This is a genomic window from Flagellimonas myxillae, assembly GCF_023502235.1.
In the GTDB taxonomy this organism is placed as follows: domain Bacteria; phylum Bacteroidota; class Bacteroidia; order Flavobacteriales; family Flavobacteriaceae; genus Flagellimonas; species Flagellimonas myxillae.
Genome location: NZ_JAMFLY010000003.1, coordinates 116838 through 136667, shown reverse-complemented (window position 1 = coordinate 136667; position 19830 = coordinate 116838). Strand labels below are relative to the sequence as shown.

Sequence of the window (19830 nt, the reverse complement as noted above, 5' to 3'; positions counted from 1 at the left end):
AACTCGACCCATTCATGAAAAAATTTACTTCGTGCCTCTTATGCCTGATGGCATTTTCCGCTGTTGCTCAACAGGCCCAACAAGATACCATTACCCAATTGGATGAGATCATTCTCTTGGAAGATGTGGTCCCAAAAAGAGCAACTGGGATTACCGCTTCCTCCACCTTGGGGCCATCCACTTTTGAAAAATTCAATCCCATTGATATTGCCTCTGCCATAAATCAAGTATCTGGGGTTTATATCCTATCTGGAGCCTTAAATACGAACCGAATTACCATCCGTGGGGTAGGTGCGCGTACACTTTTTGGCACCGATAAGCTTCGCTTGTATTTTAACGGCATCCCTGTGACCAATGGTACAGGGTCCTCAACTATCGAAGCCTTCGATTTTGAAAATTTGGGATCCATGGAGGTCATCAAAGGGCCTAAGGGAACTGCTTTTGGGTCCAATTTGGGTGGGGCCATTTTACTGGACACCAAATCCACTTTTGAAAACGAAACCCGCCTTACCAACAGTTTTACCCTAGGTTCTTATGGCATGGTCAAGGATAATCTCAGCTTTCAACATACAGATGAAAATCTGGAGTTAAGCTTTAGCTATAATCATTTTAAAACTGATGGTTATCGCCAGAACAACAACTTTGAGCGGGACGGATTTTTGTTGGCTTCGGAAATTAATCTTGGTGCCAAAAGCAGTTTGGGCATTTTGGTCAATTATATCGATTATACAGCACAGATTCCCAGTTCCATCAACCAAAGTGATTTTGATGAAGACCCAACACGTGCCGCCGGAAACTGGTTGGCGGCCCAAGGTTTCGAGGCCAATAAGTACTCTTTGATGGGACTATCGTATTCGCATGAGTTTACAGAGAACTTTAGCAACACCACCAGCATCTACTACACCTATTTGGACCATTACGAGCCCCGACCTTTCAATATTCTGGATGAATTTACCAATGGATTTGGTTTGCGAAGCCAGTTCCAAGGTGGGAATTTGTTCACGGGGGAATACAGTTTTGGGCTGGAATTGTACAAAGACGAATATCATTGGGGCACCTTTCAAAATTTGTTTGGGGACAACAATGGAAATGGAAGCCTGCAGGGCGACCGCCTAAGTCGAAATCGGGAGTTCCGGGACCAATTAAACCTATTTGGTACCTTTACCCTCCCTTTGTCCAATGCATTCTATGCCCAAGCAGGCCTTAATCTCAACAGCACCCATTACGATTTTAGGGATCTCTTTAATACGGGAGTGGACAACACTTCTGCCGAAAGGGATTTTGATGCGATTTTGCTTCCCAGTTTGGGGCTAAAATACCAGTTGAAAAAAGGATGGTTGTACGCCAATGTGAGTCGCGGATTTTCCAATCCGAGCTTGGAGGAAACTTTGACCCCAGACGGGGTGATCAATCCCAATATTGCCCAGGAAACTGGCACCAATTATGAGCTGGGTGGTAAACTAACTTTTTTAAAGCCTCGGCTTAATTTCAACTTTGCGCTTTACCGGATGAACATCAACAATCTGTTGGTGGCACAGCGCGTTGGCGACGATCAATTTATTGGAAGGAATGCCGGGGAGACCCGTCACCAAGGATTGGAACTCGATGCCAAATATGTGCTGCCTCTTTGTGAAGGCCTTCAACTATCTCCTTACTTAAGCTATACCTTTAGCGATCATAATTTTGTGGATTTTATGGATGGGGACAACAACTATTCCGGAAATCCACTGACCGGAGTTCCCAAGCACCGCCTTAGTTCAGGCTTGGACTTACAGCATTCCAATGGCCTACAACTGAATCTTACCCATCAATTTGTGGATGAAATCCCTTTAAGGGACAACAACTCACTTAACAGTGAATCCTTTAATGTACTGCATGCTAAATTCGCCTATCAGACTAGTCTGTCCAGCAGCATTTCTTTGGGATTGAATGCAGGTATCAACAATCTGTTCGATACCAATTATGCGCAAAGCGTATTGATCAATGCCTCCAGTTTTGGAGGAGCGCCACCCCGTTATTTTTATCCGGGAAATGGCCGCAACGTCTACGGAGGGGTACGCTTAGGCTATCTTTTCTAATTTTGATGGAAAGCAATCTATGGGCAATTGATGTTAAATGAATCCATCCATAGCATAGAAAAACTAAATAAGGAAGATTACTTTCTGGAGTTCGGAAAGCCCTGTTCCAAAATTGGCAAAATCGAGGAAGGGGTTTTACGAGGTTTTGTTTATGACCAAGACGGGAATGAAGTCACCACCCATTTCTATCAAGAAGGCGATATGGTGGTGGGAAGTTTTCTGCCCAATACTAAAATGAACATGTCCATTCAGGCGATGATGGATTGCCGAATTTCCATTGCCAATTATGCAGAAGTGATGTCGTGGGTGAACAAGGATCCCCAGATAACCGAAATCATAACCCGGGAATTCCAAAAGTTGAACCATCAATTGCAATCCAGATTGGTGTCACTGCTCAATCTCACTTCCTTGGAAAAATACAAACGTTTTCTCGAGGATTATCCCGGCTTGCTCAACAGGATTCCACATTACTACATTGCTAACTATCTGGGTATCACCCCCACGCAATTAAGTAGGGCTCGAAAACAGTTTTCTCAACAAATGTAAACGGGAAAGAGGGCTGTTGTCCGTTGCTTTGTATTCGTTAAAATTGAAACAATGGATACATTAACAGACCGTGAATTTGAACAGGCTTTTCGAGAATGCCTTTTACCAGTAACGCATTTTGATCATGAAGCGCACCTAAGGTTGGCCTGGATACATCTCAAGCAATATGGCCTGGAAATCGCCTTGGAAAACATTTGCACCCAACTTACGGCCTTCGTTGCCCATCATGGAGCAGACGACAAATACAACACCACTTTGACTGTGGCCTCCATACAAATGATCCATCATTTTATGGGTAACTCCAAGGCTGGTCATTTTCCAGGTTTTTTGACGGAATTTCCCCAACTGAAAACCAATTTTAAGGGATTGATCAATTCGCATTATTCCATGGACATCTTTAACTCAGAAGAAGCCAAGGCACGCTATTTGGAGCCTGATATATTGCCCTTTGATTAATTACGTCAACAACTTTGGGGCGACTAATTGCTATATTTGAACATCCAACCTCCTTTATCACATGATGTTCCGATTGAAATGCTTCTTCGCCCTCTTCCTTTTGGTCCTGATTGGGGCCTGCAACCCAAAACCCAAAGAAAAGTCTATTGCCGATACTCCACCACCCAACATTTTGTGGTTGGTGGTTGAAGATATGGGTCCTTATATTCCACCCTTTGGGGATTCCACGGTGGTTACGCCCCACCTTAGGAAATTGGCTTCCGAAGGGGTTCGCTATACCCATCTCTATTCGCCATCCGGGGTTTGCGCGCCGAGCCGGGCGGCCATAGCTACGGGCATGTACCCCACCAGCATTGGGGCCAGCCATATGCGCACGCATTCCTATACTGAGGTAACTGGATTACCAGCCTATGAGGCCATTCCCCCACCCGAGGTAAAAATGCTCAGCGAACAATTGCGAAAGGTGGGCTACTTCTGTACCAACAATGCCAAAAACGATTATCAGTTTAAAGCACCCGTAACGGCTTGGGATCAAAATGGAAAAGACGGCCATTGGAGAAACCGAAAGCCCGGGCAACCGTTTTATTCCATTTTTAATTTTGGGGTTACCCATGAATCCGGGCTTTTTGAACCTTACGAAAGGGAAGAAGTCATCTCCAAGGATACTCCATTTCCCATTCCACCTTATTTGCCAGATACGGAAGTGGTGCGCCGCGACCTTTGGAAAATGTACAATAACATTGCGCTTATGGATCGTCAGGTTGGGGAAATTTTAGGTCAGTTGGAGGAAGACGGGCTAATGGACAACACCATTATCTTTTTCTATGCCGATCATGGCGGGCCCTTGCCACGACAAAAGAGATTGGTATACGATTCCGGGCTAAATGTTCCCATGATCGTACGCTTCCCGGACAAAAAGAAGGCCGGAACCATTGACGACCAACTTATCAGTTTTATTGATTTTGTACCTACGGTACTCACTTTGGCCGGGCAAACCCCACCCGATTATTTACAAGGCCAAACCTTTTTGGAAGATGAGCAGCAAAGGCAATACATCCACGGGGCGGCAGACCGATTTGATGGAGTAACCGATGCCATCCGGGCGGTGCGGGACAACCGCTATAAATATGTTCGAAACTATAGACCCGAACAGGGCAACTATTTAGCCAATACCTATCGGGAGCGCATTCCTACCATGCAGGAACTCTTGCGTATGCGCGACAAGGGAACGCTTAACGAAGTGCAGTCTATTTGGTTTAAGCAAAGTAAACCCAAAGAAGAACTCTACGATTGCGTAAACGACCCCCACGAAATAAACAATCTGGCTGGCCAACCCCAATATGCCGAAAAACTCCAGGAGCTAAGTACAGAAATGGACCGTTGGCTCACCGAAATTGGCGATCAGCCCAACCTGCCCGAACGGGAACTGATTGCCCAGCTCTGGCAAGGCGCAGACGAACAACCTGTGACTCAAAAACCTGTGGTGCTCCAAGTGGACAGCGAAATTAGCATGGAATGCCCCACCCAAGGAGCCAGTATTGGCTACCGAACCCTACAAGATAGTATCCCATCTGAATGGCAAGTGTACAGTACTCCCTTTACCGTGGAAAATGAAACCCAACTTGAAATTGTGGCGCATCGGATTGGGTTTAAGGCGAGCGAAGTGGTGGAGTTTCTAGTGTCTTTTTAGCTAAAGAATCCCATTTGATACAGATATCCGTCACCTTCTAGACTGTCTATAACCTATATTTGGAATGTAAAGATGCATCTTACATCGTTACAAACCAGTTACAAATCAACTAATGAGAAGCCTGTACCTCATATTATTTTTAGTGGCAACCATTTTATCCTGTAAAAAAGAAACTAATAAAACGGGGACAATAATTTATGGAAAAATAAATTCCGTTGAATCAGGGACAGTTTATCTAAATGAAATTGATCATTTTGACAACTTGAACGAGAATTTCACCATCGATTCAACGGCAATTTTAAAAAATGGAGCGTTTAAATTCAAAAGACATGATCTAAACTCAAAATTGGTTTCAATTTCAACCGAAAAATTCAAACCATTTACATACCAAATATATAGTACAGCACCACAAACCTATTTTTTTGGAAATTGTGAAAAATTCTTCACATCGATCCCTACTTTTTACATTTCAAATGAGGAGAGCATCAACATAAATTGGACAGAAACAAAAAGTATCGATTCTATAAGTAGCCCGGATAACTCTGGTGCTTTGCAAGTCCAATTGAGGGACTTTTATTTAAACTCAAATAGCATCGGCAAGGGCAAATTGGATTATGATGTAAAATCTGACTATAAGACCTGTTGGGAGCAAATGCTGATTGAGAGGGATTTTGATCTGAAAGCGGTTGATCGGAAAAACATCGAAACAGGGAACAGTTTCGACAATTATGTTTACTCTGAAATTTATCTGGGGCATTTGAACAAATACTTAAACTGGTTCGAGCAAAACTTTCCCGATCAAGTGGAAAGCCTTATTAAAAATCCAGAATCGGATACGTTCTATTCTAATATTTTCCAAGAGTATAATACACACCAATGGAATTCCAAAAGTCTTGAATATTATAAGTTCACTGAACGTTACCTAAATTACCACATGAATATCCGGGCTAAATCTTTTGAGAATTATTACAAGTCGACCCAAGACAAAAGAATGATGGCGGAAACGATTTTGAGTGGAAAAAATAGACAACGCTATTTGAAATTGATTGACGTACGTATAAATAATGATCTATGACAATGGCTATGGTTCAGTGTGGGTTGATTACCTCAAAACCTCTCCCAACGCCCGTAGCAAATCTGCCGAACTTCGAATCTCTCGCGAGGTAAAAACCTATTTCTCCAAATAGTGTAACATAAAAACAAGCTCGTCCAACTTCTGCGCCATACGCTCCGGGGAACCATAACCATCTTTGATCAAATTGTTCAATTGCTCGATTTGGGACTCCTTTGGCATGGGACTAATGTACTAATGTGAGAATTAAATAATTACTACTAATTAGTAGCTTTTCATTTTTATTTCATGGTTTTAATGAGTCCACACTTCTTTTGCTATCTTGTATGAGCCCGTAGCATCCCCAAATCTATTAACCTAATCAAATGGCAACATGAAATCAGAAGTAATCAAATCATTATCCAACAATTTTGAAGGTCATTCCCATACAACGGAGAATGGCATTGAGTTTTGGTTTGCAAGGGACTTGCAACATCTATTGGGGTACACCGAATGGCGTAATTTCCAAAAAGTTATCGTTAAAGGAAAAATAGCGTGCGAAGCATCCGGTAACACTATCTCAGACCATTTTGTTGACGTCAACAAAATGGTAAATCTAGGTTCTGGCAGTGAGCGGGAGATAGACGATATAATGCTAACCCGCTACGCCTGTTATCTTATTGCCCAAAATGGGGATTCCCGTAAGGAACAAATTGCATTCGCACAGAACTACTTTGCCATCCAGACCCGAAAGTTGGAGGTCATTGAGCAACGCATCAAAGATTGGGAGCGTTTGCAGGCCAGGCAAAAACTAAGCCTATCAGAAAAAGAACTATCCGAGCTTATCTATGAATATACCGGAAACAACAAAAACTTTGGAATCATCCGCAGTAAGGGAGATCAAGCATTATTTGGGAAAAGTACCCGGCAAATGAAGGACAAACTCGGTGTTCCAAAAAACAGGGCTTTAACCGATTTTCTACCTACGATAACCATTAAGGCCAAGGACTTTGCTACGGAAATAACGGTATTCAACACCAAAGACAAGAGCCTTGAAACCGAAAAACAAATCTCGGCTGAACACATTACCAACAACCAATCTGTTCGTAAAATCATGCTACAAAGAGGTATTAAGCCAGAAGAACTCCCAGCGGAAGAAGACGTGAAAAAATTGGAACGCAGAGTGGGCTCCGAAACCAAAAAGTTGGACAATAATCCAGACAAGCTAAAATAGCCCCAACATATTTTTAATTGGAGGTTGCCAAGAATATACACTTGGCCTTAAAAGTCAGGTGAATTCGCTAACTTTAAAGAGCATCAAGCAGGTCTACATTCCTCTTGGGCAAACATTCATCAATCAATCTAAACTACCATGAAGTACTGCTTTTCCCTCCTTGCTTTTGCCCTATCCCTTTCTGTTGGGGCCTCCAATCTTAAAGTTTCAACACCCTTGCTTTATATCGAGCCAGGACAGGCCTATACCCTGTTCAACGTAAGCTGGGACAACTCTTGGTACAATACCAACAACCACGATGCGGTCTGGCTGTTTTTTAAGTCCATTTCCGAAGAAGGGGGTTATGCGCATATCAAGGTGGCGCAAGAGGGGCACAAAGTGGTTTCCGTATTTTCCAATGATCCCAAGCTAGAATTTGAGGTTCCCAAAGATGGTACAGGGCTTTTCCTAAAACCTGGTAACACATTTCGAGGCCGTGTGGAAGTCACCTTAAAAATAAATTTGGATAGACCCAGTTTTAGGGATGTAGACCAAAGAGGGTGGTATTTTAATGCCTATGGCATAGAGATGGTCAATATTCCCCAAGGGGGATTTACCTTGGGCGACCCTGACCCAGCAGCCCAAGAATTTGGCAGTTTCTATGCCCCGAACAAAAGAGGGAAGCCTTCGGGCCTGGTCGAAATTACTTCCCAAAACCAAGTGTTGACAGTTTCGGAAACCGGGGACTTGTTTTACAATTCTGGCGAGTACTTATATGAAGGGGACCAACAGGGTCCAATTCCAGCTACCTATCCCAAGGGTGTTTCCCCTTTTTATATGATGAAATATGAACCCACCGAAGGCCAATATGTGGCTTTTTTAAACAGTTTACGGCCGGATCAATCCGCTGCGAGGATCATACATACGGAGAGGCGTTATGCTTCCCAAGGCGGGACCATCACCCCTAAAAATGGGAAATACATCACCCCAAACCCAAATAAACCCTGTTTGTTCTTTGGATGGGACGATGCCATGGCCTTTGCCGATTGGGCCGGATTACGCCCTATGACAGAATTTGAATATACCAAGGCCGCACGAGGGACCTCCCCCCCAAAGGCACATGATTTTCCTTGGGGCACCCATAGCAAGGAAAAAATACAACGCATCCCTAATCCCGACAGAACCTTGGGCATGGTGAACAGTTGGGATGAATCCCATTTGACAGATGAGACCAAAGCCCATTTCGGGGCTTCCTACTATTGGGTTATGGATCTGGCCGGAAGTGTTTGGGAACGGGTAATTACGGTTGGGCATTCAAAGGGAAGAGCTTTTACCGGTGTGCATGGGGATGGTGTTCTGTCCGCTAACGGAACTGCCGATGTACAGGATTGGCCCTATGGTGAGTCTGATGGGGGTATCGGTTTTCGTGGTGGAGGTTTCTATGGGCATAACCAAGAATACCAGGAGTTTAATCCGTTTAGTCCGGTCGCTTATCGCCGTTACGGAGGTTGGCACGGCGCCATGCGCAACAATGCTTATAGCGCGAGATTTGTTAGAAGTATCGATTAAATTGGCGCTATCAAGGCCTGTCGTATCCTTATTTGATGCCTGTTTAGTCTTCGAACAAAACTGTTCACAACGCTTAAACCTTATTTAGTATCTATCCTAAAGGGAAGGATACAAAAAGTGGGGTTTATCATAAAAATTACTCCTGCTATTATAGTATCTTGTAAGGTGAAAAACGAAATGCTTTTTCGTTCTCCTGACTAATACAAAACAGCTACCTATGACCGATTTGGAAATCGCCAAAGGCGTTACCCTACAGCCTATTGAGAACATTGCGAAAAAATTTGGAGTAGATCCAGAATCTATTGAAATGTACGGGAAGTACAAGGCCAAACTGCCTTTACAGGCGATTGATAAGGCAAAAGCAGAACAAAGCAACCTCATTTTGGTCTCTGCCATTTCCCCTACCCCTGCGGGCGAGGGAAAGACCACCATGTCCATTGGTCTTACGGAGGGTTTGAACCGTTTGGGCAAAAAGACCACCGTAGTACTTCGGGAACCTTCTCTGGGCCCTGTTTTTGGGATCAAAGGTGGGGCGACCGGTGGTCGTCACTCCCAGGTATTGCCTATGGAGGACATCAACCTGCACTTTACGGGCGATTTTGCAGCCATAGAAAAGGCACACAACCTCCTCTCTGCTGTCATCGATAATAACATCCAAAGCAAGACCCGTTCGCTTAGGTTAGACCCACGAACCATAGGCTGGAAACGGGTGATGGACATGAACGACCGCTCGCTTCGCCATATCATTGTGGGTTTGGGTGGAACCACATCCGGGATTCCAAGGGAAACCGGATTTGATATTACCGCCGCTTCGGAGATCATGGCCATTCTCTGTTTGGCCGAAGACCTTAACGACCTTAAAAAACGTCTCGGGAACATTTTTGTGGGCTATACGTTTGACAAAGAACCCATCTATGCCAAGGATTTGAAGGCCGAAGGTGCCATGACCGCTTTGCTTAAAGATGCCATCAAGCCCAATTTGGTGCAGACCATAGAAGGGAATCCGGCCATTATCCACGGCGGGCCATTTGCCAATATTGCACAGGGGACCAATTCTGTGATTGCCACCCGAATGGGGATGTCCTACTCTGAATATACCGTTACCGAAGCCGGTTTTGGATTTGACCTTGGGGCTGAAAAATTCTTCGATATCAAATGCCAAAGTGCGGGATTAAAACCTAAAGCTGTGGTGCTTACAGCAACTATCCGGGCCTTAAAATACCATGGGGGAGCCGACCTAAAATCACTGACCGAACCCAATGTGGACGCCCTGAAAAAGGGATTGCCCAACTTGGAGAAACATTTGGAGAACATAGCCAAGTTCAATGTGGTGCCTGTGATTGCTATCAACAAGTTTGTGACCGATACGGACGAAGAGATTGCTGTGATTAAGGAGTTGGCCAAATCCAAGGGTGTCCGGGTGGCTCTGGCCGAAGTTTGGGCCAAAGGTGGAGAGGGCGCCGAAGCACTGGCACAACATATTATTGAGGTGGTGGAATCTAGGAAATCCAACTTTACCCCCTTGTACAACTGGGAATCATCCGTGATGGACAAGATTGCCACCATAGCCACGGAAATTTATGGGGCCGAACACGTGGATTACACCTCCAAGGCCAAAGCACATCTCAGGAAAATTGCCAATTTGGGCTTGGACCATTTGCCTGTTTGCATTGCAAAGACCCAGAAATCCTTGTCGGACAACCCTAAACTTTTAGGAAGGCCCAAAGACTTTATCATTACCGTTAGGGAAATAGAAATTGCCGTGGGTGCGGGCTTTTTGGTCCCGATCACAGGTGATATTATGCGGATGCCTGGCTTACCCGCCCAACCCTCTTCCGAAGGGATAGATGTAAATGATGATGGGGAGATTACAGGTTTGTTCTAGATTTTTTGCAACCAATACCGCATATCCACTTCTTTGGAGATAATCTCCTTAACCTGGGATAGTTTTACGCGTTGTTGTTCCATGGTATCCCTATGGCGGATGGTTACCGTATCGTCTTCCAAAGTTTGGTGATCTACGGTAACACAGAAAGGTGTTCCTGCGGCATCCTGTCTTCGGTACCTACGGCCCACGGCATCTTTTTCGTCATAGATCACATTGAAATCCCATTTAAGTTCATCGATTAACTTGTTGGCAACTTCTGGCAAGCCATCACGCTTTAACAACGGTAGTACTGCCGCTTTTGTTGGAGCCAAAACCGCTGGAATTTTTAGGACGGTTCTGGTAGTTCCATTTTCCAGCTCCTCCTCTTTGAGGGAGTTGGAGAAAACGGCCAAGAACATTCGGTCCAATCCAATGGAAGTTTCCAAAACGTAGGGTACATAGCTCTTGTTTTCCTCTGGATCGAAATATTGGAGTTTTTTCCCGGAATATTCCTCGTGCTGGCTCAAATCAAAATCGGTACGGGAATGGATCCCCTCCAATTCCTTAAAACCAAATGGGAATTTAAATTCGATATCCGCAGCGGCATCGGCATAGTGGGCCAATTTTTCATGATCGTGGAAACGGTAATTGTCCTCGCCCATACCCAAGGAAAGGTGCCACTTCATACGTTTTTCCTTCCATTTTTCATACCACTCCTGTTGGGTACCAGGCTTAATAAAATACTGCATTTCCATCTGTTCAAACTCCCGCATACGAAAGATGAATTGGCGCGCCACGATTTCGTTTCTAAATGCCTTTCCGGTTTGGGCTATTCCAAAAGGAATCTTCATCCGTCCCGTTTTCTGAACATTAAGAAAGTTCACAAAAATCCCCTGGGCAGTTTCCGGTCTTAGGTACAAGTCCATGGCAGAATCCGCGGAGGCACCCAATTTGGTGCCGAACATCAAATTGAATTGCTTTACATCCGTCCAGTTTTTGGAGCCCGACAACGGACAGGCTATTCCCAGTTCTTCAATCAGGGCTTTCACATCGGCCAAATCCTCATTTTCAAGGGATTTTCCCATACGCTTTAGAATGCCATCGGCCTTAGTCTGATAGTCCAGAACGCGCTGGTTGGTTTCCAAAAATTGCTTTTTATCAAAGCTATCCCCAAAACGTTTGGCGGCCTTTGCCACTTCCTTATCAATTTTCGCTTCTATTTTGGCGACATGGTCTTCTATTAGGACATCGGCACGATATCTCTTTTTGGAATCTTTATTGTCGATTAGAGGATCGTTGAAGGCGTCCACGTGTCCAGAAGCTTTCCAGGTAGTGGGGTGCATAAAAATAGCGGCATCGATACCCACAATGTTATCATTGAGCTGCACCATGGCTTGCCACCAATACTCCCGGATGTTCTTTTTTAACTCAACCCCATTTTGTGCGTAGTCATACACTGCACTCAGGCCATCATAAATCTCACTGGATTGGAACACATACCCATACTCCTTGGCATGGGAGATTACCTTCTTAAAAACGTCTTCTTGTTTTGCCATGCGGCAAAAATAGAACTTTACCAAAAAAACAAGGGTTATTTCAACTGAAATTCGGCAGAGGCCAAGAGTCTTTCATCCTCAAAGACATTTAGGGTGTAAATTCCTTCGGAAAGCGAGCCTTCTGGAACCGTAATGGCATCACAGATACTGATCTCTTTTCCAGTATATGGAATCTCTACTTTTTTGCTGTAGGTGTTGCCACTTACCGATATGGTATTGGCATTGTCCTCGATCACGGCCATATTGGGATCCAAAAACTGCAGGTATAATACCCGAACATTGCCTTCTTCGTTGGGGTCGCCCATTACGGTAACGCACCCCCTTAGTTTTTCTATCGTGGAAGCTTTGTTGGTCTTCAACGGTCTTCCTGCTCTTAAACGAAAACCACTGCCCTCTGCATCCTGGAGTTTTAGATAGCTTTTTATCTTGAGTTCCCGTGCCAATTCCCTGTTGGTTTCCCTTAGCAGGGATTCTGCCCTTTCCATATTGCTTGCACGTCCACGAAGTTCATCCAATTGCTTTTGGGTCTCCTCATAACGTTCGGCCAAAAGGCTATTGTTGTATCTAAGGAAGTTGTTTTTGAGCTTAAGGCTATCAAATTTGATTTCCAACATGCGCAGTTCCTTCCGGGTCTCCTTCAGTTTCATGATGCTAAAATTCAACCTTCCCACAGAGTCCAATAGTTGTTGCACCCTAAATCGCGAAGTTTGAAGCTCGATTTCACTCACCTCGTTCAATCCTGACAGGCGATCTACTTCGGCTTTCATCAAGGTAAGGTCCTTCACCAAGAGTGACTTTTCCTGCTCCAAAAAGTTCATTTGGTTCTTGGATTGGGCATAACTGTAGTAAAAAGCTATGAGAATACCCACAATGACTGCTACTAGGGCAGCAAAGATAATCTTGTAGTTGAAATTGTTATCTTGGGCATCCATGAGGTTAATTGGCTACTATAACGCGTATAAGATTTGATCCCTAAAAGGTTGGCTAAGATACTAAACGAGATTCACAACATACTATTGCCAATGGTATGTTTTGGATGTAATGCGCAATTATCCAGAGGAGAAAGCGTATTGTGTACCGTTTGTCGACATGAAGTGCCACTCACCGATTATAACTTCCGTGACGAAAATGCGATAGATCGTATATTTTATGGGAGGATTCCTATAAAAAAAGCGGCATCCTTTGTGTTTTTTGCCAAAAACGGGGTTGTTAAGAACCTTTTGCACCATTTAAAGTACAAAAACCAAGAGCAAATAGGAGGGTTTTTGGGAAATTGGTGCGGTTCTGTCCTCGAGAACGAACCTCATCTCCAGGATGTGGATGCGGTAATTCCAGTTCCCTTGCACCCTAAAAAACAAAGAAAAAGAGGGTATAACCAAGTTGCTCTCTTTGCCCAAAATATTGCTACTTCCATTAGCGCCGAATACAGGGATGATATTTTACTACGAAGTGTCAACACCAAAACCCAAACCAAAAAAGACAGGCAATTGCGTTGGGAAAATACCAAAGATGCTTTTCAACTTGGGCCAAAATTAGGGAGCCTTCCAAAACACCTATTGTTGGTGGATGATGTAATTACCACGGGAGCCACCTTGGAGGCCTGTGCCAAATCACTGCAAGGCCTGGGAGCCATCAAAATCTCAATTTTAAGTATGGCTGTGGTTCCCACGGGTTAAAATTTCTTAAGGCTTGTTTTCCTTTTTTAAATTAGTTGTTTCTTTGTCCCACACAAGTTTTGCATGCGGTACGTTAAAAAACTGTTGAGCTTATTATTTCTCCTAGTGATGGGGCTGGCCCTTTGGCAATGTGCAAGACGGGGCAATCCCACAGGAGGGCCCAAAGACCTTACTCCCCCAGTATTAATCCGTACGGAACCCGAGAATTTCACCACTGAATTTAAGGCCGAGAGAATACGCCTGTACTTTGACGAACTCATTAAACTGGAAGATGTACAGAAACAACTTATTGTTTCCCCCCCCTTAGAATATCCTCCGGAAATAAGACCCCTTGGTGGAGCGAACAAGTATATCGAAATAATTCTAAAGGATACTTTACGGGAAAACACGACTTACACCCTTAATTTTGGGCAAAGCATTGTGGATAACAATGAAGGAAATCCCAACAGCTTTCTCACCTATGTGTTCTCCACAGGAACGTATATTGACTCGCTATCCCTTTCCGGAGCAGTAAAGGATGCTTTTAATCGAAAGGCCGATGAGTTTATCAGTGTAATGCTCTATGAAATAGATACCGCATACACGGATTCCACGGTGTATAAATCGGTTCCCAATTATATCACCAACACCTTGGACAGTTTACCCTTTTTTGAATTGAAAAACTTAAAGGCAGGGACCTATTCTTTGGTGGCCATCAAGGATGTGAACAAAAACAACAAGTTCAACCAACGGCAAGACAAAATTGGTTTTTTGTATGATACCATTACCATTCCCACAGATTCGGTTTATCTGCTGAACTTATTCCAGGAAAAACCGGATTACAGTGCATCGGTACCGAGCTTTGTAGCTAGCAACCATATCTTGTTTGGGTTTCAAGGGGATTATAGGGACATGAAAATTGAGAGCTTGACTGAATTGGCCGATTCTGTAAAAACTACCATCTTAAAAGATCGGGAAAAGGACACCTTGGATTTTTGGTTTACACCAACCGAATTGGATTCCATCATATTTACGGTAAGTAATGAAAAAATGGAAATGGTGGACACTTTTACCGTCAAAACAAGAAAATTGCCCATGGATTCCCTTCGGTTGAGTTCGTCAGCTGGTGGGCAAATCAATTTTGAGGATACTTTCAGCATTTTGGCCACTACCCCAATAGCTACTTTAGATTCCAGTCAAATTGCACTTTTTGTAAGCGATACCATCAATATGCCCTATACCATGGTTTTGGATTCCCTTGAAAACAAGGTGGATTTTGATTTTGAGTTGGAGCCCAACCAAAACTATTCCATGGAAGTTATGCCCGGGGCAATCACAGACTTTTTTGGAATACAGAACGACACCATAAATTATAGGTTTTCAACGGGGAGCTATGCAGATTTTGGAAACCTACGGGTCAATGTAGGGGGAGCGGTAAGCTATCCGCTTATAGCCCAGTTGACCAACGATAGGGGGGAAACTTTACGCGAATTGTATGCGGACCAACCGAAAATTTTCGAATTCAAGCATCTTGAGCCTAGCCAGTACAACCTTCGCGTAATTTTTGATGCTAATGGAAATGGGGTTTGGGACACTGGAAGTTATTTACAGAAAATACAGCCCGAAAAGGTTAGCTACTATCCCGATGTCATTGACGTACGTGCCAATTGGGAATTGGAGCAAACTTTCGTTATTTCAAACTAAAGGAATCCCGGTCGTCCAGAAACTTGAGCTTGTTTCTATAGGTTGCAATGTGCGATTTGTCAAATTCAGCAAATAGAACTTCTTCTTTTTCCGAATACGCCAAGGTGCCTCCTAGCACATCATACACCGCGGAATGTCCAGCGTACTCATGACCTAGATTATCTTCCCCAATCCGGTTGGCTCCAATGCAATATGCCATATTTTCGATGGCCCTTGCCCTTAATAAGGTATCCCAAGCTACAATTCGCGGTTTTGGCCAATTGGCCACATAAATCAAAACATCATAGTCAACCGTATTTCTGGCCCAAACTGGAAAGCGAAGATCATAGCAAATCATAGGACAAATTCGAAATCCCTTAAAATCGACAATCAATCTTTCGTTTCCTGCAGTATACACTCTGTCTTCCCCGGCCAGCGTAAAGGTGTGTTTTTTATCGTACGCCTGGGTTTCCAGATTAGGTGCAACAAAATAAAGCCGATTGAAATTGTTGCCGTTTTCCCGAAATACCATACTTCCGAGTAAGGCTATATCTTGTTCGGCAGCTACCCTTTCCATCCATTCCAATGTTTTGGGTCCTTCGGAGGCAGGAATGTTTTCAGGTTCCATTGTGAACCCAGTGGTGAACATTTCGGGAAGAATGACCAAGTCTACCTTATCTTGGATTCCCTTGATCTTTTCCTCAAACATCGCACGATTCCCTTCAGGGTTCTCCCATAGCAAGGGGGTTTGGACAATCGCAATTTTTAGTTGACCTGCCATACCATCAATCGAAATAAACCTTTGCTTCGGATGATTTTGCCAAATGGAACAAATGTTTCAACTGGCTCTCCAAAATACGTTCTTCAGAAAGTTCGGGTAATTGGTTCAAGGGGAAAAAATTAGCATCGAGCATATCAAACCCAGCTTTGAGTTCGCCCCCGGTAATTCTGCACAAAAACATCAACTTGTAGATATAGTAGGGTTCTGGTGGGTGAGGGTGTACTTGTTTATCATAGACTCCCAAAAACCGAACCACCTCGGTTTGTATTCCTGTTTCTTCCTCGATTTCCTTCACTGCAATTTCTGATGGAGTATTGCCGATATCCGCCCAACCCCCAGGAATGGTCCACTTGCCGTCAATGCCTTCCCGAGCCATCAAAATTTCGTCCTTTTCATTCAGCACAAACCCTCTAACATCCACCTTTGGGGTGGGATAATCTTGTTGGGGCATAAAAAAGTCTTGAATTACAGAGATCGGTTCATCAGCAACAAATGCCATCAATTTTAAACTGATATCCTTGAGCTCCTCATAGCGCTCCTTGTCATAATCGTTTTCTGTATACACCAATCCTGTTTCGGCCAAAGCCTTTATGCGCTTGATAAGATTAAGTTGCTCTTTTGAATCCATATTGTTTATTGAGTTGATGATTCCAATAGGTTTACCAAGTCCTGATTCCCCTGCATTTTAGCTTGTTCCAAAGCGGTATTTCCACGTGCATCCCTAATACCTGAATTCGCACCATGTTGAAGCAACAATTGGGCAATATTTACTCGATTAAAGGTTACTGCATATATGAGTGCAGTGGCTCCCATGGAGTTTATGTGGTCGACATTGGATCCGGATTTGATCAACAGCTCTGCCAATTCTGCATATCCCTTAAAACAAACACCCAACAAAGCCGTATTCCCCGAACCATCGGTGGCATCTATACCTGCTCCCTTTTCCAAAAGCAGTTTTGTAATTTCTTGCTGATTGTAATAGGTAGCCAAAATTAAAGGTGTGGACCCTCTATCGTCCTTAGATTCAAGCAGGGTTTTTTCCGCTTCCAATAGGCTTGAAATGGTTGCTGTATCCCCATTACGTATTGCATTGAAAAAGTCTTCTTTTTTGCTCATTTTAAGTATTGAAAGGTAACAAAAAACTGCCACAACCTTTTCGGTGGTGACAGTCTTTTAACGTTAATTTTCTTTTTCTTTTTAAGCTTTTTACGCTAGGTCAAATCGGTCCAAGTTCATCACCTTGCTCCAAGCGGCAACAAAATCGGAAACAAATTTTCCTTGTGCATCGCTACTGGCGTAAACCTCGGCAATGGCCCTAAGTTCAGTATTGGATCCAAAGATAAGGTCTACCCTTGTCCCGGTCCATTTTACCTCTCCGCTTTTACGATCTCGGCCTTCGAACACCTCTTCGTCATCCGATTGTGCAGACCAGGATGTTCCCATATCCAACAGATTTACAAAGAAATCGTTGGTCAAGGTTTCCGTTCTATGGGTGAACATACCGTTATGGGATTTATCTACGTTGGTATCCAAAACACGCATGCCTCCAACCAAAACCGTCATTTCAGGCACGGTAAGCGTCAACAATTGAGCTTTGTCCACCAACAATTCCTCGGACTTTACCGAATATTTGCTCTTTAGGTAATTTCGGAATCCATCTGCAACCGGTTCAAGAACGTCAAAGGATTCTGCATCCGTTTGTTCTGCAGAAGCATCGGTTCGTCCCGGGGTAAATGGCACTGTAATGTTGTGACCTGCATTCTTTGCAGCTTGTTCAACAGCGGCACATCCTCCTAAAACAATCAAATCGGCAAGGGATACTTTCTTTCCAAATTCATTTTGAATATTTTCCAAAGTCTCCAAAACCCTCGCAAGTTGCGCAGGATTATTCGCTTCCCAATTCTTTTGGGGAGCCAAGCGGATTCGTGCTCCGTTTGCTCCACCTCGGAAATCCGAACCACGGAAAGTGGAGGCAGATGCCCATGCGGTCGATACCAATTGGGAGATTGACAATCCTGAATCCAATATCTTTGACTTCAAAGCCACAACATCATTATCGTTGATCAGCTCATGATCTACCGCAGGTACCGGGTCTTGCCAAATCAATTCCTCTTTCGGAACATCGGAACCCAGATAACGACTCACAGGTCCCATATCCCGATGGGTCAACTTAAACCAGGCACGGGAATAGGCATCAGCAAATTCCTCTGGATTATCTAAGAAATGTTTGGAGATTTTCGCGTATTCCGGGTCCATTCGCAAGGATAAATCCGTAGTCAACATAAATGGTGCATGCTTTTTCTCCGGATCATGGGCATCCGGAATTGTTCCAGCACCTTCCCCGTTTATGGGCTTCCATTGATGTGCACCTGCAGGACTTTTGGTCAATTCCCATTCGTAGGCATACAGGTTTTCCAAAAATTTATGGCTCCATTGCGCAGGGGTATCGGTCCAGGCTCCCTCTATCCCACTGGTAATGGTATCGCTCCCCATTCCGGTGCCAAAGTTGTTCTTCCACCCCATGCTTTGCATTTCTATGGATGCCCCGGCCGGTTCGGCCTCCACATACTCGGCATCACTGGCAGCCCCATGTGTTTTTCCAAAAGTATGTCCCCCTGCAATTAAGGCCACGGTCTCATAATCGTTCATCGCCATACGGCCAAAGGTCTCGCGAATGTCATGTGCTGCAGCAACGGGGTCAGGATTTCCATTCGGCCCTTCAGGGTTTACATAGATCAATCCCATATGAGCCGCACCAATTTGTTTTTCGAGCTCCCCTTTTTCATTGTACCTATCGGCATTGCCGAGCCATTCAGCCTCCGAACCCCAATAAATATCTTCTTCCGGTTGCCAGATATCTTCTCGACCTCCTGCAAACCCGAACATTTTTAATCCCATGGATTCATGGGCAATGTTACCTGCCAGAATCAATAGATCCGCCCAGGAGATTTTTTTGCCATATTTCTGTTTGATGGGCCAAAGTAGTAATCTGGCCTTGTCGAGATTGGCATTATCTGGCCAACTGTTCAAGGGCGCAAAACGCTGGGCACCGGTTCCCCCACCTCCACGACCATCTGCGATTCGGTAGGTTCCTGCTGCGTGCCAAGCCATTCGGATAAAGAAGGGGCCATAATGTCCATAATCCGCGGGCCACCAATCCTGGCTATCGGTCATTAAATCGGTAAGGTCCTTTTTCACAGCGTCCAAATCCAATGACTTAAATTCCTCTGCATAGTCAAAATCTTCATCCATCGGGTCAACCAAATTGGAGTGCTGACGTAAGATGTTTAGGTTGAGTTGGTTGGGCCACCAATCTTTGTTTGAGGTACCTCCACCGGCTCCTTGCTGGAGTGTTCCGTTAAGAAAAGGGCACATGCTCTCATCCATGCCATTTCCCGTTGAATCTGCTAATTCCTTGCTCATGATAGTATGTTGTTTTAATATGATTTTTTAAACCTTTATAAAGTTAAAAAAGCTACTCCGACAATTATAGATAATTTATATTAAAATATTATAAAAACATAAATATTATCTATGATTGAAAACATGGAAGCAAGCACATTGTTTCCCTTATTTTGGCAGATTTACCCCTTTCAGTGGTCAAATTATACACTATCTTTGAAGGTAGCAGGACGGGGGCTTTTCAAAAAAAATTCCCGACCTGTCCAATTGGAGTATCTTTAAA

Annotated in this window: 17 protein-coding genes; 10 read left to right on the top strand and 7 right to left on the bottom strand. The window is 44.0% G+C overall.

Annotation, left to right across the window (positions count from 1 at the left end):
- The first annotated feature begins 14 nt into the window (after positions 1-14).
- The 5 genes from M3P07_RS13300 to M3P07_RS13280 all read left to right on the top strand — a co-directional run bounded on the left by M3P07_RS13300 (position 15) and on the right by M3P07_RS13280 (position 5845).
- Entirely contained in the window at positions 15-2078 is a 2064-nt protein-coding gene (locus M3P07_RS13300) for a TonB-dependent receptor family protein (protein ID WP_249970418.1), read from the top strand.
- A gap of 30 nt (positions 2079-2108) precedes the next feature.
- Positions 2109-2624: a Crp/Fnr family transcriptional regulator gene (locus M3P07_RS13295; protein ID WP_249970417.1), complete on the top strand. Its 516-nt coding sequence runs from the start codon at positions 2109-2111 to the stop codon at positions 2622-2624.
- 51 nt (positions 2625-2675) lie between these two features.
- Positions 2676-3080 carry a hypothetical protein gene (locus M3P07_RS13290; RefSeq protein ID WP_249970416.1) on the top strand — a complete coding sequence of 135 codons (405 nt, stop codon included), beginning with the start codon at positions 2676-2678 and terminating at the stop codon, positions 3078-3080.
- A gap of 61 nt (positions 3081-3141) precedes the next feature.
- Positions 3142-4770: a sulfatase family protein gene (locus M3P07_RS13285; RefSeq protein WP_249970415.1), complete on the top strand. Its 1629-nt coding sequence runs from the start codon at positions 3142-3144 to the stop codon at positions 4768-4770.
- Positions 4771-5320: 550 nt separating this feature from the next.
- Positions 5321-5845, top strand: coding sequence for a hypothetical protein (locus M3P07_RS13280; protein ID WP_249970414.1), 525 nt, complete (start codon positions 5321-5323; stop codon positions 5843-5845).
- Between the two features lie 96 nt (positions 5846-5941).
- On the opposite strand, the gene M3P07_RS17805 is transcribed toward M3P07_RS13280, so the two are convergent.
- Positions 5942-6064 carry a hypothetical protein gene (locus tag M3P07_RS17805; protein ID WP_284042166.1) on the bottom strand — a complete coding sequence of 41 codons (123 nt, stop codon included), beginning with the start codon at positions 6062-6064 and terminating at the stop codon, positions 5942-5944.
- A 151-nt stretch (positions 6065-6215) separates the two neighbouring features.
- On the opposite strand from M3P07_RS17805, the gene dinD reads away from it, so the two are divergent.
- The 3 genes from dinD (at position 6216) to M3P07_RS13265 (ending at position 10488) form a co-directional block, all read left to right on the top strand.
- Positions 6216-7055 (top strand): DNA damage-inducible protein D, encoded by an 840-nt coding sequence (dinD, locus tag M3P07_RS13275; protein ID WP_249970413.1) that lies wholly within the window; start codon positions 6216-6218, stop codon positions 7053-7055.
- Between the two features lie 138 nt (positions 7056-7193).
- A complete protein-coding gene (locus M3P07_RS13270; protein ID WP_249970412.1) occupies positions 7194-8603 on the top strand; it encodes an SUMF1/EgtB/PvdO family nonheme iron enzyme in 1410 nt (469 codons plus the stop codon).
- Between the two features lie 217 nt (positions 8604-8820).
- Positions 8821-10488, top strand: a complete 1668-nt coding sequence (locus M3P07_RS13265; RefSeq protein ID WP_249970411.1) for a formate--tetrahydrofolate ligase — start codon at positions 8821-8823, stop codon at positions 10486-10488.
- On the opposite strand, the gene M3P07_RS13260 is transcribed toward M3P07_RS13265, so the two are convergent.
- Positions 10485-12026, bottom strand: coding sequence for a glycine--tRNA ligase (locus M3P07_RS13260; RefSeq protein WP_249970410.1), 1542 nt, complete (start codon positions 12024-12026; stop codon positions 10485-10487). The two genes, M3P07_RS13265 and M3P07_RS13260, sit on opposite strands and share 4 nt — an antisense overlap.
- Positions 12027-12061: 35 nt before the next feature.
- Positions 12062-12958: a hypothetical protein gene (locus M3P07_RS13255; protein ID WP_249970409.1), complete on the bottom strand. Its 897-nt coding sequence runs from the start codon at positions 12956-12958 to the stop codon at positions 12062-12064.
- A gap of 48 nt (positions 12959-13006) precedes the next feature.
- Here M3P07_RS13255 and M3P07_RS13250 point away from each other — a divergent pair, with 48 nt between their 5' ends.
- Both M3P07_RS13250 and M3P07_RS13245 read left to right on the top strand, forming a co-directional pair.
- Entirely contained in the window at positions 13007-13702 is a 696-nt protein-coding gene (locus M3P07_RS13250; RefSeq protein ID WP_249970408.1) for a ComF family protein, read from the top strand.
- Positions 13703-13765: 63 nt separating this feature from the next.
- Positions 13766-15385, top strand: coding sequence for an Ig-like domain-containing domain (locus M3P07_RS13245; RefSeq protein WP_249970407.1), 1620 nt, complete (start codon positions 13766-13768; stop codon positions 15383-15385).
- On the opposite strand, the gene M3P07_RS13240 is transcribed toward M3P07_RS13245, so the two are convergent.
- From M3P07_RS13240 to katG, 4 genes are all read right to left on the bottom strand, one after another.
- Complete coding sequence (locus M3P07_RS13240; protein ID WP_249970406.1) at positions 15372-16145, bottom strand: amidohydrolase; 774 nt, start codon at positions 16143-16145, stop codon at positions 15372-15374. The genes M3P07_RS13245 and M3P07_RS13240 overlap by 14 nt on opposite strands.
- A gap of 4 nt (positions 16146-16149) precedes the next feature.
- Positions 16150-16773: an NUDIX hydrolase gene (locus M3P07_RS13235; protein WP_249970405.1), complete on the bottom strand. Its 624-nt coding sequence runs from the start codon at positions 16771-16773 to the stop codon at positions 16150-16152.
- Positions 16774-16778: 5 nt separating this feature from the next.
- On the bottom strand, positions 16779-17261 hold the full coding sequence (locus tag M3P07_RS13230; RefSeq protein WP_249970404.1) for an ankyrin repeat domain-containing protein: 483 nt from the start codon (positions 17259-17261) through the stop codon (positions 16779-16781).
- Positions 17262-17351: 90 nt separating this feature from the next.
- Complete coding sequence (gene katG / locus M3P07_RS13225; RefSeq protein ID WP_249970403.1) at positions 17352-19568, bottom strand: catalase/peroxidase HPI; 2217 nt, start codon at positions 19566-19568, stop codon at positions 17352-17354.
- Positions 19569-19830: the final 262 nt, after the last annotated feature.

Coding starts and splice junctions, on each gene's coding strand:
- M3P07_RS13300 (WP_249970418.1), top strand. CDS start 15: ATGAAAAAATTTACTTCGTGCCTCTTATGCCTGATGGCATTTTCCGCT.
- M3P07_RS13235 (WP_249970405.1), bottom strand. CDS start 16,773: ATGGATTCAAAAGAGCAACTTAATCTTATCAAGCGCATAAAGGCTTTG.
- M3P07_RS13285 (WP_249970415.1), top strand. CDS start 3,142: ATGATGTTCCGATTGAAATGCTTCTTCGCCCTCTTCCTTTTGGTCCTG.
- M3P07_RS13260 (WP_249970410.1), bottom strand. CDS start 12,026: ATGGCAAAACAAGAAGACGTTTTTAAGAAGGTAATCTCCCATGCCAAG.
- katG (WP_249970403.1), bottom strand. CDS start 19,568: ATGAGCAAGGAATTAGCAGATTCAACGGGAAATGGCATGGATGAGAGC.
- M3P07_RS13290 (WP_249970416.1), top strand. CDS start 2,676: ATGGATACATTAACAGACCGTGAATTTGAACAGGCTTTTCGAGAATGC.
- M3P07_RS13255 (WP_249970409.1), bottom strand. CDS start 12,958: ATGGATGCCCAAGATAACAATTTCAACTACAAGATTATCTTTGCTGCC.
- M3P07_RS13270 (WP_249970412.1), top strand. CDS start 7,194: ATGAAGTACTGCTTTTCCCTCCTTGCTTTTGCCCTATCCCTTTCTGTT.
- M3P07_RS13245 (WP_249970407.1), top strand. CDS start 13,766: ATGCGGTACGTTAAAAAACTGTTGAGCTTATTATTTCTCCTAGTGATG.
- M3P07_RS13265 (WP_249970411.1), top strand. CDS start 8,821: ATGACCGATTTGGAAATCGCCAAAGGCGTTACCCTACAGCCTATTGAG.
- M3P07_RS17805 (WP_284042166.1), bottom strand. CDS start 6,064: ATGCCAAAGGAGTCCCAAATCGAGCAATTGAACAATTTGATCAAAGAT.
- M3P07_RS13230 (WP_249970404.1), bottom strand. CDS start 17,261: ATGAGCAAAAAAGAAGACTTTTTCAATGCAATACGTAATGGGGATACA.
- M3P07_RS13240 (WP_249970406.1), bottom strand. CDS start 16,145: ATGGCAGGTCAACTAAAAATTGCGATTGTCCAAACCCCCTTGCTATGG.
- dinD (WP_249970413.1), top strand. CDS start 6,216: ATGAAATCAGAAGTAATCAAATCATTATCCAACAATTTTGAAGGTCAT.
- M3P07_RS13295 (WP_249970417.1), top strand. CDS start 2,109: ATGTTAAATGAATCCATCCATAGCATAGAAAAACTAAATAAGGAAGAT.